This window comes from Candidatus Gastranaerophilales bacterium, from assembly GCA_028696075.1.
GTDB lineage: Bacteria > Cyanobacteriota > Vampirovibrionia > Gastranaerophilales > JAILCC01 > JAQVHS01.
This window is the reverse complement of the sequence record JAQVHS010000002.1, coordinates 113,761-132,012: the sequence shown is the minus strand read 5'-3', so window position 1 is coordinate 132,012 and position 18,252 is coordinate 113,761. Positions and strand designations below refer to the sequence as shown.

18 protein-coding genes are annotated in these 18,252 nt (G+C 37.3%); 8 read left to right on the top strand and 10 right to left on the bottom strand.

Annotation, left to right across the window (positions count from 1 at the left end):
* Position 1: 1 nt before the first annotated feature.
* The 4 genes from ilvB to PHX18_02065 all read right to left on the bottom strand — a co-directional run bounded on the left by ilvB (position 2) and on the right by PHX18_02065 (position 6,310).
* Positions 2–1,753, bottom strand: coding sequence for a biosynthetic-type acetolactate synthase large subunit (gene ilvB, locus PHX18_02080; GenBank protein MDD3593393.1), 1,752 nt, complete (start codon positions 1,751–1,753; stop codon positions 2–4).
* A gap of 145 nt (positions 1,754–1,898) precedes the next feature.
* On the bottom strand, positions 1,899–4,052 hold the full coding sequence (locus PHX18_02075; protein ID MDD3593392.1) for a hypothetical protein: 2,154 nt from the start codon (positions 4,050–4,052) through the stop codon (positions 1,899–1,901).
* A gap of 432 nt (positions 4,053–4,484) precedes the next feature.
* Complete coding sequence (locus tag PHX18_02070; GenBank protein MDD3593391.1) at positions 4,485–4,898, bottom strand: secondary thiamine-phosphate synthase enzyme YjbQ; 414 nt, start codon at positions 4,896–4,898, stop codon at positions 4,485–4,487.
* A 200-nt stretch (positions 4,899–5,098) separates the two neighbouring features.
* Positions 5,099–6,310: a hypothetical protein gene (locus PHX18_02065; GenBank protein ID MDD3593390.1), complete on the bottom strand. Its 1,212-nt coding sequence runs from the start codon at positions 6,308–6,310 to the stop codon at positions 5,099–5,101.
* 253 nt (positions 6,311–6,563) lie between these two features.
* Here PHX18_02065 and PHX18_02060 point away from each other — a divergent pair, with 253 nt between their 5' ends.
* The 4 genes from PHX18_02060 to thyX all read left to right on the top strand — a co-directional run bounded on the left by PHX18_02060 (position 6,564) and on the right by thyX (position 9,563).
* Positions 6,564–7,895 carry an HD domain-containing protein gene (locus PHX18_02060; protein ID MDD3593389.1) on the top strand — a complete coding sequence of 444 codons (1,332 nt, stop codon included), beginning with the start codon at positions 6,564–6,566 and terminating at the stop codon, positions 7,893–7,895.
* 140 nt (positions 7,896–8,035) lie between these two features.
* Positions 8,036–8,476 carry an adenosylmethionine decarboxylase gene (gene speD, locus PHX18_02055; GenBank protein ID MDD3593388.1) on the top strand — a complete coding sequence of 147 codons (441 nt, stop codon included), beginning with the start codon at positions 8,036–8,038 and terminating at the stop codon, positions 8,474–8,476.
* Between the two features lie 88 nt (positions 8,477–8,564).
* The gene (gene rpmE, locus PHX18_02050) at positions 8,565–8,765 is read left to right on the top strand and encodes a 50S ribosomal protein L31 (protein ID MDD3593387.1); all 201 of its coding nucleotides are present in this window, start codon (positions 8,565–8,567) and stop codon (positions 8,763–8,765) included.
* Between the two features lie 99 nt (positions 8,766–8,864).
* Complete coding sequence (thyX, locus tag PHX18_02045) at positions 8,865–9,563, top strand: FAD-dependent thymidylate synthase (GenBank protein MDD3593386.1); 699 nt, start codon at positions 8,865–8,867, stop codon at positions 9,561–9,563.
* Positions 9,564–9,631: 68 nt separating this feature from the next.
* On the opposite strand, the gene PHX18_02040 is transcribed toward thyX, so the two are convergent.
* A complete protein-coding gene (locus PHX18_02040; protein ID MDD3593385.1) occupies positions 9,632–9,838 on the bottom strand; it encodes a hypothetical protein in 207 nt (68 codons plus the stop codon).
* A 52-nt stretch (positions 9,839–9,890) separates the two neighbouring features.
* On the opposite strand from PHX18_02040, the gene PHX18_02035 reads away from it, so the two are divergent.
* Positions 9,891–10,112, top strand: a complete 222-nt coding sequence (locus PHX18_02035) for a helix-turn-helix transcriptional regulator (GenBank protein MDD3593384.1) — start codon at positions 9,891–9,893, stop codon at positions 10,110–10,112.
* Here PHX18_02035 and rnhC read toward each other — a convergent pair.
* Positions 10,105–10,992 (bottom strand): ribonuclease HIII, encoded by an 888-nt coding sequence (gene rnhC / locus PHX18_02030; GenBank protein MDD3593383.1) that lies wholly within the window; start codon positions 10,990–10,992, stop codon positions 10,105–10,107. The two genes, PHX18_02035 and rnhC, sit on opposite strands and share 8 nt — an antisense overlap.
* An 11-nt stretch (positions 10,993–11,003) precedes the next feature.
* The gene (gene queA / locus PHX18_02025; GenBank protein ID MDD3593382.1) at positions 11,004–12,041 is read right to left on the bottom strand and encodes a tRNA preQ1(34) S-adenosylmethionine ribosyltransferase-isomerase QueA; all 1,038 of its coding nucleotides are present in this window, start codon (positions 12,039–12,041) and stop codon (positions 11,004–11,006) included.
* A gap of 105 nt (positions 12,042–12,146) precedes the next feature.
* Between queA and bcp the strand changes: the two genes are divergently transcribed.
* Positions 12,147–12,605 (top strand): thioredoxin-dependent thiol peroxidase, encoded by a 459-nt coding sequence (bcp, locus tag PHX18_02020; GenBank protein MDD3593381.1) that lies wholly within the window; start codon positions 12,147–12,149, stop codon positions 12,603–12,605.
* Here the strand turns inward: bcp and PHX18_02015 are convergent.
* Entirely contained in the window at positions 12,597–13,211 is a 615-nt protein-coding gene (locus PHX18_02015; protein MDD3593380.1) for a MarC family protein, read from the bottom strand. The two genes, bcp and PHX18_02015, sit on opposite strands and share 9 nt — an antisense overlap.
* Before the next feature lie 163 nt (positions 13,212–13,374).
* Here PHX18_02015 and PHX18_02010 point away from each other — a divergent pair, with 163 nt between their 5' ends.
* Both PHX18_02010 and leuS read left to right on the top strand, forming a co-directional pair.
* Positions 13,375–14,625: an aspartate kinase gene (locus PHX18_02010; GenBank protein MDD3593379.1), complete on the top strand. Its 1,251-nt coding sequence runs from the start codon at positions 13,375–13,377 to the stop codon at positions 14,623–14,625.
* A gap of 20 nt (positions 14,626–14,645) precedes the next feature.
* Entirely contained in the window at positions 14,646–17,132 is a 2,487-nt protein-coding gene (gene leuS / locus PHX18_02005) for a leucine--tRNA ligase (GenBank protein ID MDD3593378.1), read from the top strand.
* 340 nt (positions 17,133–17,472) lie between these two features.
* On the opposite strand, the gene PHX18_02000 is transcribed toward leuS, so the two are convergent.
* Positions 17,473–17,853: a hypothetical protein gene (locus tag PHX18_02000; GenBank protein MDD3593377.1), complete on the bottom strand. Its 381-nt coding sequence runs from the start codon at positions 17,851–17,853 to the stop codon at positions 17,473–17,475.
* The gene (locus tag PHX18_01995; protein ID MDD3593376.1) at positions 17,840–18,211 is read right to left on the bottom strand and encodes a BlaI/MecI/CopY family transcriptional regulator; all 372 of its coding nucleotides are present in this window, start codon (positions 18,209–18,211) and stop codon (positions 17,840–17,842) included. The genes PHX18_02000 and PHX18_01995 overlap by 14 nt, the downstream gene beginning before the upstream one ends.
* Positions 18,212–18,252: the final 41 nt, after the last annotated feature.

Sequence of the window (18,252 nt, the reverse complement as noted above, 5' to 3'; positions counted from 1 at the left end):
CTTACGGCTCATCACAATCATTGGAAAGTAAAACTTTGTTTATCGGATTTCCCGCTAAAACCCAGGGGTAAACCATTTCAAACGGTTCGACCACAAAATCCACGAAAACCGGACCTTTGTGTTCCAATGCCTTTTTAATTGCAGGTTCTATTTCTTCTTCCCTTGTAACTCTTATACCCATAGCCCCGTAAGCTTCTGCCAATTTAAGGAAATCCGGGCTTGAAATGTGAGTTTGAGAATAATGTTTTTCAAACAGTTTTTCCTGCCATTGTCTCACCATTCCCAAATAGCCGTTGTTAATAATAAATGTTTTAACATTCAAATTATAATCTACGCAGGTCATAAGCTCCTGAATATTCATCTGAATACTGCCATCACCGGCAATATTAAGTATAGTTCTGTCTTTAAGAGCCACAGCTGCGCCCATTGCAGAAGGAAAACCAAATCCCATTGTTCCTAAACCGCCTGAGGTTACAAATCTTCTCGGTTTATTAAACTTATAAAGCTGTGCTGTCCACATTTGGTGCTGTCCGACTTCTGTACATACAATCGGGTCGATATCTTTTGTCAGTTCATAGATTTTTTGAATTACCGTTTGAGGAGAAAGCTTGTCAGAATTAACCACAGGCATTGCACGTTTTTGCTTCCATTCATCAATTTGTGCAAACCATAAATCTTTCAAATCCTGATTGATTTCATGTTCTTTCTTTTCAGCTTGAACAAGCATATCGTTTAAGATATTTTTGGCACAGCCCACTATCGGAATATCAACAGGAACATTTTTGCTGATAGAGCAAGGGTCTATATCAACATGAATAACCTTTGCCCCTTTGCAAAATCTCTTCAAAGACCCTGTAATCCTGTCATTAAAACGGGTGCCTACAGCTAAAAGCACATCACAGTGGGATACTGCATAATTTGCCCAATAATTGCCATGCATACCAAGCATACCAAGGGAAAGTTTATCATCAGAGGGAAATCCGCCAAACCCCATCAAAGTATTGGCAACAGGAATATGTAATTTTTTCGCTAATTTTGTCAATTCTTCGTGCGCGCCTGCAGCTATAACGCCGCCGCCTGCAATAATAACAGGTCTTTCCGCTTCATATAACAATTTCAAAGCATTAAGAATTTGTCTGGGATGCCCTTTGTAGGTCGGATTATATCCCGGCAGTGCAAGTTTTTCAGGATACTTAAATTTTGCTTTTTGCACAAGTACATTTTTAGGCAAATCAATTACAACAGGACCGGGTTTACCTGTTTTTGCTATATGGAAAGCTTCTTTTACTATACGGGGCAGGTCTTTTAAATCCTTAACCAGATAGTTATGCTTGCAGCAAGAGCGTGTAATGCCGACTATATCAGCTTCCTGAAACGCATCATTGCCAATAAGTTCAACAGGCACCTGTCCGGTAAAAACAACTATAGGATATCCGTCCAAGTAAGCGTTTGTGATACCGGTGATTGCATTTGTTGCACCGGGACCGGATGTAGTGATTGCAACACCTACTTTGCCCGTAACTCTTGCATAGCCCTCGGCAGCATGAATAGCAGCCTGTTCGTGGCGGACAAGGTAATGTTTAATAAAATCACACTTATAAAGTTCATCATAAATATGGAGAACGACCCCGCCGGGATAACCAAAAATCTCATCCACACCTTCTTTTCTGAGGCATTCTAAGAGAATTCTTGCACCTAACATTGTTTCATTATCTGCTTGAACTGCTGCCAATGTAGAAAATTGCTCTGCCATTTATTGTCTCCATGTACGAATAACTATTAAACTAACCTGTTAGATTACATATTATTACTAACAAAACAAGAAATCAAACAGATTTATAGCAAAAAATTGCCCATAAATTACTTTATGGGCAAAAAATCTTAAAAAAACGTCAATTTTAAGCAAAAAAGCTTTGAATTGTGTTAAATAAAACGTCTATCATGCTGCGGACAACTGCCACCATTTGTGCAACACCGCCAATCACTTTCTCAGCCATCATTTTAAACGAACCGACAAGCCCCACTGTGTTACCATGTTCATCTTCTACAAGATTTCCGTTTTCATCGTATTGATTTTCAAAAGAAAGTGACAGCTCGGTAATTTTTGCTTCATCAAGGGTTTTAAGTTCGCCCTCGTCAACTTTGCCGTTTTTATTCATATCGCACCATACTTGAAGTTCATAGAAAATACCATCAAGTTTATCTATCAATCCATCGTTATTGTCATCATATTTTGCAAGTTCATCAAATCCCTGCGGTGCACCGTTTTGATTGCCAAACATTTCCGCCCCGCTGTCAATCTGGCCGTTTTTGTTTTTATCATAAACTAAAAATGCGTCATCAAATTCAGTTTGAACATCAGTCCAGGCAGTGAGTTCAGCTTTACCGTCAGCATTCAAATCAAATACAACACCATTTTCTACAGGAACTAATTTTAATCCGTTTCCATAAAGGTCCAAAACAAGCGGCGTTTCTTTTCTGTAAATAGAATGAACCACATCATAAATCACACCGTCATACTCTATTTTTCCACCGCTGCCTTCTTCGTCCATCCTGCTATAACTGGTAGAAATACCTATAGGTTCTATCATTTTAAACTTAGGGTCAGCAACCGGAGAAGTTGCGGATACAGCATTTCTATCAACTTGTAATACCTGTCCTGAACTTATTGTAGCCAATAACGTCCCGTCTTCTCTTATTACATAAGCCTCGCCTTTATTAAAACGTTTATCTAACAAATCGGGCTGATTTTTTTCAATATTAGCCAAAAGCTGCATCCAATCAGCATCATTAGCAGCCACCCTATTATGAATCCAAGAACCTGATAAACCGCAATATCCTCCGCATACCGATGTTGCTACTATATAATTTGTTCTATCTATGTTACCCGAAGAGAAGTCACCGGCCTTTCCTGATGCAAAATCCAGAATTTGGTCTCTCACTGAAAGCGGTCTCATATTTAAATAAGTAATGACAAAACTATCAGCCCCGGCCGTATTGTAAGAAGCGATTATAAATACTTTCGGCGGAAGCTTTTGACAGGTCTTAGTCTGAGGGTTAAAAACCGGTTTATCTGAAGGACATTGACACCCTGAAACTGTTTTTACCATTTCGGGTATTAAACAAGATGTGCAGGTTTCACTCAAAGGATTGTAAACGGCATATTGCCCCGGTTCAATTTTATCTTTAGAAGGACAAGTACAACTGTCGGTTATTTTGTCGCCTTCAAACCTAGCTGTACCCGAACATGTTGTTTCATAAGTAATAGTGCCTACTTTAGGCGCGCTACAGGCTTTAACAATATTCGGACAAGTACATATACCATTTGTTAAAACAGGCAAATTATCGGGGCATTTACAAATATCATTCTCAAAAACCTGTTCTCCGCTGCAAGCTGCAACACAAGTCTTACCGTCACTTTTTAAATTCGGCAAATCAGAAGAACATTCGCATGTACTCTTTTTTAGTGTAAAAGTTTTTCCTTGAGCGCTGCAAACCCCGTCATAAATTATAGAGCCGACCATATTACCTTGGCAGGCTTCTGTTTTCCCTTCGCATACACAAATACCGTTTACATTTTCTTTATTATTTTTACAAGTACAAATATCGTCTACGAGTGCCATATCAGGATTTTTACAAACACATACATTACCATCGGGAGTTTTATCGGGAGGACAACAAATTCCTTCATAAGTTGTGGTGATAACCCCAAGATTGCAAGTTTCAATCTTTTTTTTATTGCCGTTAGGAAAATCTGCAGGGCAGTCAACATCCGTTACTTTACCGCCTTCGTAACCTTCGCAAAGTTCAAATTCGCTCACAGCTCTGTCGCGATAAATTGCCATCACAAATTGCGGTGTTTCATCACCTGAGGCTTTTTCATTAACATCAACATAAGCCAAAGCACAAGGCGCTCCGCCGCCGGACACCGTAGAGCAGGTTGCGTTTAACTTCTGAAAAGCTATTGTAGTACCGTCAACAAGTTCCACGGCAGGTAACGAGGCTGGTTTTGCGAAATTTTGCGGAGTATTGTATCCTGAAAAATCGTTCACAACGGCTTGGGCATTTTTAGTATTGAGTTTTAGAGCAAAACCATCTCTGAGGGTATCATCGTTTTGTGTTAATGCTGTTAAAGCTAAACCCGTTGTATCACCTGAGGCAATGGCTTTTGAAACGCTTACAATCAGACTTTCCGCCTGATGTTTTTTAGCCAGAATAATTTTTTCATCTTTGTTGGAAAAATGGGTAGCAGATAATATAATAATTTGCGAGTAAAATGCCTATAATACCCATTGAAATCATTATTTCAGCTAATGTAAAAGCGGTCTTCTTCTTACCTGACATATCTTCTCCTTAATAATTAATTTTAACCAAACCGAGCATCATGTTATATCGAAATTATATTAGCATGTTTATTATGTCCATATTTTAAGTTTTTTAAACAGAAAACTTAAAAACAATTCACAATACTTCATAATTATTTATTACTCACCCATAACTTTCACTATAACTCTTTTTCTGCGTTGACCGTCAAATTCTGCATAGTAAATTTGCTGCCATGTACCAAAGTCTAATCTGCTGTTAGTAACAGGAACTATAACTTCATGCCCGATTAAAAGACTTTTCAAATGACTATCTCCGTTAGTTTCTCCGGTTCTATGATGATTATAATTAATATCAAACGGAGCAAGCTCTTCCAACCATTTATCTATATCTTTAATCAAACCGCTTTCATCGTCATTAACATAAATTCCTGCCGTAATGTGCATAGCACTGACTAAAATCATACCTTCTTTAATGCCGCTTTTCTCCAGAATTGCTTCAATTTGCGGAGTAATATTAATATATTCACGATGGTGCGTCGTATTAAACCACAGATATTCCGTGAGAAATTTCATAATTTTACTTCCTATATCGTTACCGCAAATTATTATAGCATTAATTCTATGAAGATTAATATGCCAACGACCAAAAAAGGTGAGTAAGCTTAAGAGGTAAAAAAGTGAAGGGCTTAAAAATCATGCTCAAAAAAAAACCCTCGATGAGGGCTAAGGATAATTAAGAGAGAAATTAAGAGGAGAAATTTATAAGAGAAAATTTATATTGCTAATTTTTGCTGTATGGCAGTCTTGTTGCCGCCATAACCTGTCCATTTTTTATTAACATCATTTAACATCATTCTGCCCGTACGCCCTGTATATTCTTGATCTGCACAGTATGCAAATTCTTTTGTAAATCTTGAATCCAGAACTAATGAAGAAACGATATCTTTGTAAGTGCCCCAACCGTCAGTGGCATTTGCCATTGCTAACGCGAAGTTTCCGGGGTGTTCAAAAGCAACTTTATTCAAAAGACCTAACATTTCATCCGCTTTAGCCGTTCTGTTGCCCATCCAGCCAAATCCCCAATAATTGAAGTTTTTAACTATATCTTTTCTTAAAGAACTACCGGGGGTATCAGCAGCATAAAGAAGTTCTACCGCTGCCAATTCTTCAGGATTTTTAGCTAAATTGCGGAGCATTGCTTCTGCAACGCCTTCTTCGTTAGTTTCAAGCGCCAATTTTAATTTACTGACACTTAGTTTTATCTTTTGGTATTCGCTGCCGTTTGGATCTGTTAAACGGGAAATCTTTTCGTGCTTGGCAGCTATTGCTCTTTGTTCATCTGTTAAATTAGTACTTCTTCTGTAGGCTTCATACCAGCTTGTCGAAGCTTGACCGTTTTGAGATGTATTGTTTATAGGGTTATTCACCGTGGAACATGGGTTATTATAGCCATTTCTCGGCATTTCACTAACATTACCGCCATAGTATCCGTATCCGCCAAAACCGTTATATCCGTTCATCATCATAGTATTCATAGCACTTGCACTGCCGCCGAATGTATCAACCATTCCGCCGGAAGTAATTGAATTAATCATATTATACTTATCATAAGCGGGCATCATTTGCATAGAATTGGCAATACCTGCAAAAGTATTATCACTATACATAGCCCCAAAATTTGAACCATAACAAGGAATAGTATTAGCTGCATAAACAGGAGCAGGAACAGCGTAGACCGGTGCTTGTTGAGCATACAGAGCTAACGCGTATGGATTAGCGTAATATGCATACTGGTTTGGAGATATTGCCGCACCCAGATTCGCTGCTGTTTGTGCCAAAGGCGCAACTACTCTTGCAGTTCCGTCAAATATTGTCGATAATGTTTGGTTTGTATAACCGAAAAGATTGTTAACCGTATTATTAACGAAATCTAATGGCGGTTGAACCGCAACTTCTGTTATACCTTTTATCCCTTCAGTACCCATGACCATTTCCTTTATTCACCTTACTTATATAAAAACATTTTGAAAAAAAAGATTGCTTTTTCATGTCCACATGCCTGTATATATGCTTCAAATAAAGGCTTTAAGAAATTTAAACTTATAAGAAAGTTTTAAGAAATGTAAACTTTAGTATGATTTTTTTTCAAAACCCTTCAGTTTTTTTCAAATTTGCCGATAGATAAAAGTGTAAGGAATAGTTTTAGGTTTTAGGATGTCAACAAATCTTGGAGATAACATGAAGAGCAACCGTCAGCTGGAAGTAGACCCTATAGAAGCGATATTTGAGCTTAATATGGGAGATTTTCTGACAGAATATTTTATAAGCGATGAATTAGCACAGAAGATAGGCAATGCTGATAAAGACAACAGCGAAAAGCTAAAAACACAGTTGCAAGAGCTTATTTCAATATATTCCATTGACAACACTCTTAATTTGCTTGGCTTTAATAACAATGACGATTTTGTAATATACAACTCCATTGCAAAAACAACAGTAAACATGCTTGATATAGATGCCTGTCATATATTCTTGATGAACGAAAATACTAATCTTATAGACATAGAAAATGACCTGGTATTAGTAGGTACATCTATTGAAGATGCGCCAAAGATTTTCAACAAAAACATAGGGCTGAAGTTGACCGACATTGATAATGCAGTGATAGAAAGCTTTGAAAACAATGAGATTTTAGAACTGCATGACGTATCAAAAGCTCCCCACTGGCAGCCTGTTAAAGACTTAAAAGAAGACAAAGTAAAATCGGCAATGATAATTCCAATGAGCAGTAATTCAGGAAAAGTCGGAATAATAATCCTCGAATCATATTCTAAAAAAGTTATCGCAAAAGAATTTTTGGACCTGGTAAAAATAACGTCAAGATTATTTGTGACATCTATGAACATTCAAAAGTTAGTTGAAGAAACAACCGATATCCTGAAAGATGACGATGTAACCCCAATGGAATTAAGGCATTTGAGAACCGAGTTAACTGCCATTATAGGCGATTTAAGTGATGAACAGCAGACTTTTGTAGAAACTCTTGCCGCTTCCGTAGATAAAAAGAGCCACTACGGTAGCCAACACTCAATGAAAGTAGCCCAAACCACCAGGGATATCGGAGATTATCTTGAACTTAACGAAAAAACAAAAGAGTTAATATACTATGCGGGCATGCTTCAAAATATAGGTAAAATCACCCTGCCTGAAGAATTGTTTACAAAGAAACAAAAGCTTTCAAAAGAAGATTGGGAAAAGCTTCAAAACCACCCGAATGTAGGTGTAAATCTGCTTATGAAGATAAATTTCCTTTCAGAAGTTGTACCGTATATTCATTACCATAAAGAACGCTGGGACGGCAGAGGCGAACCGGAAGGACTTTGCGGTAACAGCATTCCTTTAGGCTCCAGAATTATAGCAGTAGCTGATGCTTATCAGGCATTGACTAATGAAAGACCGTACAGAAAAGCGTTAAGTAAAGAAGAAGCTTTAAAAATATTGAAACAAGAAGCGGGCATCAAGTGGGATCCTATCATAGTTGATGCGCTTGAACATGTAGTGAATGCTTAACATCCTTGCCTCCATTCATAATCTTTAAATATTATTACAAAATATTTTGGTTGTAACAATTTTTTTATGCTATTGTATTTTCTATGATATTAGAAAATCTATGTCGTATTAGATTAAGGATGATGGAGTAAAGACACAAATTGAACAATTACATGCAACACCCTGAAAAACAAGTCACCGGCTACTTAGGCAGACACATTTTGGCAGAATTTTTTGACTGCAACCCTAACGTTTTAAACAACTTAGAGCTTATTGAGAAAAAAATGACGGATGCCGCTGTGGCATGCGGGGCTACTGTAGTCCAAACTTGTTTTCACATGTTTAATCCGCACGGCGTAAGCGGAGTTGTGATAATATCAGAATCTCATTTGGCAATTCACACATGGCCTGAATTGGGCTATGCGGCTGTAGATTTGTTTACCTGCGGCGAAAATTGTGACCCTAAAGTTGCCTATGAGTTTCTAAAAAATGCTTTTAACTCTAAATCAGGTTCTTACTCGGAACTAAGAAGAGGTCTTCTTCAAACCTCTGATTTAGTGAGCAAAGCTCCCTTTTATATAAAAGACCAAATAGAGGTCTGATTAACTCAAAATGTAAATCATTGCTTGAAACTTTGTTTTTTGTGTTATGATTTACTAACATGGCAAGCAGCAAAGAGAGGACAAAAAAATGAAGGACGGAATACATCCTGAATATAAAAAAACTAAAATAGTTTGTGTATGCGGTAACGAAATTGAAACAGGTTCTGTAGAAGACAACCTTAGGGTTGAAATTTGCAACAACTGCCACCCTCTTTTCACAGGTCAACAAAAAATTATTGACACTGAAGGAAGAGTTGAAAAATTCAAAAAACGTTACCAAAAAAAATAGCCTGAATATAACGAGAGCTATTTTTAAAAAGCCGGCAAAAAGCTCACAAACTTATGTGAGCTTTTTTTCGTAAAATATTTAAACACAGGAGGAGTAAATATGAGTGAAAAATTCCCGATAGTAGATTTGATAACATATCCGCAAAATACTCTTAAAACAATCTATACAGCATGTCGTACATGTTACAGCGCCCTATATCCCATAAATATTTACAACGAAGATGTACCAAGAGAAAAAATGCTTGGTTTGGTTAAAAAGGTTTTGTCCTCGGGACACCACAGTACTATTGAGCATTGCCAATTTGTATTTGCAATAAGCGGCGTGTCAAGAGCCTGCACCCATCAACTTGTAAGACACAGGCATATGTCTTTTTCGCAAAAATCACAACGTTACGTTACGGAAAAAGAACAGTTCGAATACGTTACTCCGCCTAAAATAGCCAATTCTGCGCTAAAAGAAGAATATGACAAACTAATGACACAAATCTCCGAATTTTACGGCAAAATGGTGGAAGCAGGCATTCCTGCCGAAGATGCAAGATGTGTCCTTCCTAACGCTGCAACAAGCTCGCTTGTCGTAAGTTTAAATTTAAGAGAGTTAATTCATTTAGCGAATTTAAGACTATGCACGAATGCTCAGCTTGAAATAAGGACTTTGCTTAAAAAAATGTGTCAATTAGTAATAGCGCAAGAAGACTGGTTAAGCGAATACCTTGTACCAAAATGCGACATCAAAGGCTACTGCGACGAAATAAGAGGCTGCGGACGAGTTCCGCAAAGGGAATTGGCAGCTAAATAAAAGCAGCGCCCGGCAAATTTAATATCCTTCTAATCACTCCTCTCTTTGGCACAATCATAAATTCTATATTATTGTCTATTTTTTTCAGCTTTATATTTTATTAAAGTTGAATTTAACAAATCAATTTTTTTATATATGTATTCACTAAAAGAAGCAATATATAACATTTCTTCTAATTCTTGATGATACGCTTCACAATAACCTTTTAATATTGTACTTAAATTAAATATTTCATCAGACAGTTTTATTACTTTTTTCAATTTTTTATTCATCATGTTCTCTTTCAGGCTACATACTTATGCTGAATAATATATCAAAATATAAAATATGACAAATGAGACTACAAAATTAATTAAGTTGGGTAAGAATATAAGTTATTTTAGAAAATTAAAAAACTTATCTCAAAATGCATTGGCAGAAAAACTGCAGATAAGCAGAGAACATCTTGCCAAGTTGGAAACAGCAAAACGAAGAATAAGCCTTAAACTATTATTTGAACTTGCTGATATTTTGGAAGTTGAAGAAAAAGAATTATTGGATTTTAAATAACCCTTTGGGTGTTTTTAAAATGAAGTTTTGCCACGGTGTTCAATTTTTGAGCGCCGTATTTTCTCACAAACTCACGGGCCTGCTCATCGACTTTTTCATTGCCGCCTTTTAAAAACTCCATTTTATAAGCAAAACCAAGCTGCTTCATTCTGTTCAAATACTCTTCCCTTGCTAAAATTGACGCTGCAGCCACTGCTATATCACTTTCAGCCTTTGTTCTCTGGATTAAATTTATTGTTTTGCCTTTTTTAAAAAGCGCATTTTTAATAAGATTTTCATCACCGAATTTGTCTGAAATAACGTTTTGGCAGTCTTTTTTCTCAAGGATATTTTCTATCGCTCTGGCATGCGACCACGCCAAAAGCTTATTTAGATTTTTAAAACTGTCATAAAGCTGATTATATTTTTCAGGGCTGATGACCACAACGCTAAAAACGCAGTGTTTTTTTATTTTTGGTGCAATTTTAACAATCATACTGTCGCTGATTTTTTTGCTGTCCTGAATTTGAAACTCGCTTAAAACAGCTATTTGTTCCCTGTCAACCAAAACCCCTGCCGTTACCAAAGGTCCGAAGTAATCCCCTTTGCCTGATTCATCGGTCCCAATCCATGAGGTAAAACAATGCTCGGTATTTTCTGCGGCTAAATTTACACCCAAAGATAGCTGCCCCAAGGGTTTCAGATATTTACCCACAAAAGCTTCACATTCTTTGCCCTGCACCAAAAGCTTGGTACTTTTGTAGTATGTTACGCTTACGGCGGAACCTTTTGCCGACCAAAGCGCATTTTGCACGGAAGCAAATTCAAACCCGTCTGTTTCAAGCCGTTTTTTCAGCTCTTTTTCCTGTTTTGTCGTAAGTTTTCCGCTGTAACAGTTCATTATTACCTCTCTTAATTAATAAACATACAATCACCGTAGCTGTAAAAACGGTATTTTTTTTCTATAGCCTGCTCATAAGCTTCAAAGACGAAGTCCTTGCCCGCAAACGCGCTCACAAGCATCAAAAGAGTTGATTTAGGCAGGTGAAAATTTGTAAGCAGCTTATTTACTATTCTAAACTCAAACCCCGGATAAATAAACAATCCGCTTGCTTCATTGCAGGGAATAATCTTGCCGAACTTTTGCATAGTTGTTTCAAGCGTTCTTACGGTGGTAGTTCCGACCGCCGTAATATTTTTACCTTGCTCAATGGCGGTATTAATAGTGTCTGCCGCCTCTTTTGAAATTTCAAAAGTTTCGCTGTCCATTTTATGTTCAAGGATATTTTCACATTTCACGGGACGAAACGTGCCAAGCCCGACGTTTAAAGTAATATAAACAATCTGCACGCCTTTGTTTTTGAGTTTCTCAAGAATTTCCCCGCTAAAATGAAGCCCTGCCGTCGGTGCTGCCACAGAACCGTTCCTTTGCGCAAAAACTGTCTGATAACGTTCAAAATCAAGCTTCTTTATGTCTTTATCGGAAAGCTTACGTTCTATATAAGGCGGTAGTGGAATTTGCCCCACTCCGTTTAAAATTTCAAATATATCCCCGTCATAAATCAATTCGACCATCGCTTTTTCATCGTTTTTATCAAGCAATTTAACACCAAGTTCCTGATTTATCACAAGAATATCACCGATTTTAAAACGTTTGGCCGGCTTCAACAGCGCTTCCCATTTTTTAGCCTCCACCTGTTTAAGCAAAAAAACCTCTATTTTTGCTCCCGTAGGCTTGTAGCCTATAAGCCTTGCGGGGAAAACCCTCGTGTTATTCAAAACAAGAACATCATTCTCATCAAGCAAATCCACAATATCAAAAAAATTTTTATGGCTTACGGTTTTTTCGTGGCGGTTTAAAACTATCATCCTGGAATTTTCACGCTTGTGCGCAGGCAACTGTGCAATCAATTCTTCCGGCAAATTATAATCAAACTCACTTAATTTCATTTTTCTGACTTTTCTCCTGAAATTATGGTAGCATAAATTTATATCAGGGTGATTAAATATCGGATAAAATTTGATATTATATTAAATAACTAAAAGGAGGCAAAAATGAGCATAGAAAATTTAAAACTTCAAGGCATAGACAAAGACGGCAACGAAAAAGAATATTCTCTGGCGGATTTTAAAGGCAAAAAACTTGTACTATACTTCTACCCTAAAGACAATACCCCGGGCTGTACTCAGGAAGCCTGCGATTTCAGGGATAATTTTAATAGATTAACAAGTTTAGCGCAAGTAGTAGGCGTAAGCCCTGACAGTATAAAAAGCCATAAAGGTTTTCAGGATAAACACGAGCTTAACTTTACACTTCTATCAGACCCGGAACATAAATTAGCCGAAGCATTTGAAGCCTGGAGCGAAAAATCAATGTACGGCAAAAAATATATGGGCATAGTCCGTTCTACATTTTTACTTGATGAAAACAACAATGTTATAAAATCCTGGAAAGATGTAAAAGTTCAAGGACACGTTGATGAAGTTATAGACGAACTTCAACAATCAGTTTAATTTTATCGCTTCAAAAATTCCGTCAATAATAAACTGACACGCAAGCGCCGTTAAAAGGATACCAAAAATCTTTGTAACTACATTTGCACCGGTATTCCCCATCAGTTTGCTTATTTTTGAGGCAAATCTCAGGCATACCCACACAATTACCATATTTAAAAGCAGAGCCAAAAGAACAATTAACTTCTTCCAAATAAGACCGTTTGACTGTTTAATAAATAATATAAGCATAGTAATGGCGGCAGGACCGGATAAAAGAGGAATGGAAATCGGAAATACCGCAATATCACTGTCCGATTCTTCATTTGTGCCGGATTTTGTCTTGGAAAGAACCATTTCTATAGAAAGCAAAAGAAGCAAAATTCCCCCCGCAAGCCTGAATGCGGGAAGTGATATCCCGAATAAATCCAACAAAATAGAGCCTGTAAGAGCAAAAAACACTAATATTAAAAACGCAATCAATACCCCTTTGTTTGCTATTTGTTTGCGTCTTGCCGCGTCAATACCTGACGTTAAAGATATAAAAATAGGCGTAACGCCTATTGCATCTATAGTTAGAAACAACGCCCAAAATTGTATTACAAATATCGAAATTATACCTTCCATGTCTATAATTGTATTACTAAAATCTTTTGGTTTCCACTTAATATATCAACACCTGCTTTTTATCGGTTATTACTAAATTCATAAGTTAATGAAAGCACTTGTTGATTTATAGTCAATTTAGTTATATATTATAAGCTAGAAGAAGATTTTAAGGTGGATAGCAATGGGTTTAGTAGTACAAAAGTTCGGCGGATCGTCTGTAGCAGATGCAGATAAAATAAGAAACGTGGCCAATTGTGTTATTAAGGAAAAAAATAAAGGAAATCAGGTTGTAGTAGTTGTATCAGCTATGGGAAAAACCACCAACTATTTGATGGAACTTGCCAAAGAAATCTCGCAAAAACCTGATTTAAGGGAGCTTGATGTACTTTTAACCACAGGTGAACAGGTTTCTATAGCAATGCTTAGTATGGCATTAATAGAAAAAGGATATAAAGCAGTAAGCTTAAATGCTATGCAAATAGGTATTATTACGGAAAATATTCACAATAAAGCAAGAATTGTTGATGTAAAAACAGATAAATTAAAGCAAAAACTTAACGAAGATAATATTGTTGTTGTAGCAGGGTTTCAAGGGGTAACTCCCGAAGGAGAAATAACCACCCTCGGCAGAGGCGGTTCTGATACCTCTGCCGTAGCTATTGCAGCGGCATTAAATGCAGACAGATGTGATATTTATACGGACGTGGATGGTGTTTATACGGCAGACCCGAGAGTAGTCTCAAATGCAACACGTTTGGATAAAATTTTATATGCTGAAATGCTTGAGCTTGCAAGAGTAGGCGCAAAAGTATTGCATCCCCGTTCTGTTGAAACAGCAAAACAATTTGACGTTAAATTGCGTGTAAGAAGCAGTTTTAACCATGACGATTTAGGTACATTAGTAGTAGGAGCAGAAGATATGGAAATTTACAGACCCGTAAGCGGCGTCGCGGCAGACTTAACTCAAATCAGAATATCGGTAACACACATTCCCGACACTCCGGGTACAGCAGCGGCATTGTTTGGCAAACTTGCTGACAACAACGTCAGCGTTGATATGATTATCCAAACACATGCAAAAACAGACAGTACAAACGATATTGACTTTACGGTAGGTCAAAATGATTTACAAACTGCTCTTAGAATTGTAGAAGCATTTAAAAAAGAATTTAACTCCGGTGAAATTCTTATCGATGAAAATATTGCCAAAGTAAGCATAGTAGGCGCAGGCATGATTGACAGACCCGGGATTGCCGCTAATATGTTCAGGGCATTGGCAGAAGCTCAAATTAATATTAAAATGATTTCTACAAGTGAAATCAAAATCAGCTGTGTTATTGATAAACAACAGGCTGATAAAGCGGTAAAATCTCTTCATACAAAATTTGACTTAGACCAAAATCAGGAAATAGCTAAAGTTTACGGTTTATAAAAGAAAGGAATGTATGAAGAATGAAAGAGCAATATTATCCTCAGGAAATTGAAAAAAAATGGCAAAAAATCTGGGACGAAACCCAACTGAACAAAACTCCCGATGACTCGCCAAAACCAAAATATTATGCTCTTTCTATGTTCCCGTATCCTTCAGGCAGACTGCATATGGGGCATGTTCGCAACTATACCATAACGGATATGATTGCCCGTGTGAAAAGAATGCAAGGCTATAATGTGTTGCATCCTATGGGCTGGGACAGTTTCGGGCTTCCTGCGGAAAATGCCGCCATCAATTCCGGTGCAAACCCTGCTGACTGGACATATAAAAATATTGACTATATGAGAGAACAGCTTAAAACCTTGGGTTTAATGTACGATTGGGACAGAGAAATAGCTACCTGCTCGAGCGATTATTACAAATTCACCCAATGGTTATTTTTGCAGTTTTATAAAAAAGGTCTGGCTTATAAAAAAGAAGCCGCCGTGAACTGGTGCAACAAATGCGCAACCGTGCTTGCAAACGAACAGGTAATTGACGGCAAATGCTGGAGATGCGATGAAGTCGTAGAGAAAAAATACCTCTCTCAATGGTTTCTTAAAATCACAGAATATGCGGACAAATTGCTCGAAGACTTAGACAAGCTTGAAGGCTGGCCTTCAAGGGTAAAATTAATGCAAAAAAACTGGATAGGAAAGTCTTCCGGCGCAATTTTGAAGTTCAAACTTGCAGAAAACCCCGAGATTGAAATCCCTGTCTATACAACAAGACCCGATACGGCTTTTGGTATAACTTATGTTGTTGTAGCTCCTGAATATCCGGACATAGAAGCTCTTACAACAGCTGAAAATCTTCAATCAGTGAAAGAATATCAGGAAATGGCACGCAAAGCCAGTGAAATAGACAGATTATCGACCGAAAGAGTAAAAACAGGCGTTGCGTTGGGAACCCACCTCATCAATCCTTTCACAGGCGAAAAAGTACCTCTTTGGACAGCGGATTATGCCCTTTTAGAATACGGTACAGGCGCAGTAATGGCAGTTCCCGCACACGATATAAGAGATTTCGAATTCGCAGCAAAATTCAACCTTCCTGTTATAGAAGTAATTAAAAATCCCGATAAAAAAGATGATAAGCCGCTTGAAGACGCTTACGTCGACAGCGGTATTATGGTAAATTCAGGGCAGTTTAACGGAATGGATAACAACGAAGCTAAAAAGGCAATGACCGATTTTGCAGAGGCAAACGGCTTTGGATATCATAAAGTTCAATTCAGGTTGAGAGATTGGCTGATTTCAAGACAAAGGTACTGGGGAGCGCCAATTCCCGTAGTTTACTGTGAAAAATGCGGTGAACAGCCTGTCGGGGAAGAAGACCTGCCGGTATTGCTCCCTGAAGATGTGGATTTTAAAGCGGTAGGTAAATCACCGATATTAACTTCGCCGACTTTTGTAGAAACAACCTGCCCAAAATGTGGCGGGAAAGCAACCAGAGATTGCGATACAATGGATACATTTATTTGCTCAAGCTGGTACTACCTGCGCTATGCCGACCCGCATAATACAAAACTTCCTTTTGACAGAGATAAAGTCAACCATTGGCTTAGTGTGGACCAATATGTCGGCGGTATAGAACACGCTATTTTGCACCTGCTCTATTCAAGATTTTTCACAAAAGCACTAAAAGATTTTGGTTTGCTTGATTTTGACGAGCCTTTTAAAAATCTTCTTACCCAAGGTATGGTACTAAAAGACGGCTCAAAAATGAGTAAATCAAAAGGCAATACCGTTGACCCGGATGAAATTTTTAAAAGCTACGGTGCGGATACGGCAAGACTGTTTATCTTAAGCGATTCACCGCCTGAAAGAGATTTTGACTGGAGCGATGCAGGTGTTGAAGGCTGCTACAAATTTTTAAACAGAGTTTGGCGCTCAATCGCAAGCGTTCAAGACAAGCTTGATATCAACATCCAATCTTACAATTATGCTGATTTGGATTCTACAGCTAAAAACCTTGTCTTAAAAACCCATTTAACGATAAAAGGCGTAACCGAAGACATAGAGAACGCCTTCCAGTTTAATACAGTAATAAGTAAAATCAGAGAGCTTGTAAATGCAATAAATGATTTTACCGCAGTAAAAAACGAATATAGTGGAAATGATAAAGGCGTTTTAAACGAAGCTGTTATTACTTTAATTAAAATTTTAGCGCCTATTACTCCCCACTTGAGCGAAGAAGTATGGCAAAATTTGGGAGCGCAAGGCTCTATCCATGATGCACCATGGTGCAAATATGTTGAAGAATATACCGTTGCCGACAATATTACGCTTGTGCTTCAAATAAACGGCAAAACAAGAGATAAGCTTGAAGTACCCCAAAATACATCCAAGGAAGAATGCGAAAAAATAGCTCTTGCGAACGAAAGGGTGCAAAAATTCCTGGAAGGCTTAAGTGTAGTAAAGGTAATCGTTGTACCTAAAAAGTTGGTTAATATAGTAGCTAAATAGTTATAACTCGGGTAATGCCTGACCTGCTGCTCAATATGGCTGGATTTGGGTGCCAATCACCTCTTCACCTCTTAAACTATTAAATCTTTTGCACAAAAAAAGACCCAAGGTGTTTGTAATTCCGTTGGGTAAAAGGGTAAATAAGGTAAGGTAAGGTATGTATTTATGAGTTTCTCTATTATCTCTATTTAATTCTCTCTGATTTTCTCTTTGTGGTTTTTACTTAGCTCTCATACTTTAATAAAAACATTTGCCTTGAAAAAATTGCTATATTTTGTATATAAAAAATAATCCTCTCGTAATGAAAGGATATTTACGCAGTATTTACAGGACTTTAAGGCTAATCAATAAATCTGAAAAGATTTTTAAGTTTATCAAAAACGCTGTTTTTTTTAGGTAAAACTATTTCACCATGATACTTAATATACTCATCGAGCATGTTCTGAGGCATGTTTTTGCCCTGCGCAAGAATTTTGGCAATCAGCTCCAAATAAAGGAACTGCTGCTCATAATACAACTTATCCTTACTTTGCAAATCTTCATCCGCCTCAAAATGGACTAAAGCATGCCAGGCAACTTTAATTGAATCATCTTCAACAGATTTCGGAAATAATTTAAGCGCCTCAAGTGCGGTCATTTGCCTTGCAATGACATTATAGATTAAATTTCCTACAACTTCTCTTGCTTTTGATTTTAAAACTTCTTGTTTATCTAAAGACATGAACCAATAATTCTTGTTCTTTTGCTGCGACTTTTTCTACAGCTGATTTCATGGCGTTAATATCACCGTTAAAGAAATCTTTGGACAGTTTCAGAATAGCTTTTCTAACCAGGTCTTCTTTTTGAATAATAGATTTATAAAGGTATTTTTTACCAAGTTTAACTCTGTCTATAAGCCCTTTGTCCACAAGCCTGTCCATAACGGTTTTAACCGTTGTATATGCCCATTTTTTCTTAACATTGAGCTTGTTTAGTTTTTCCTGTATATTCGCTACAGATAACAAATTTATTTCCAAGTTATCATTGTTCCAAATTGCATTTAAAATAAGGTTTTCCAAACCGCCATGTGCTAAATTCAATAGTTCATCCTCATGTAACTACACTGATAGTATATTACAAA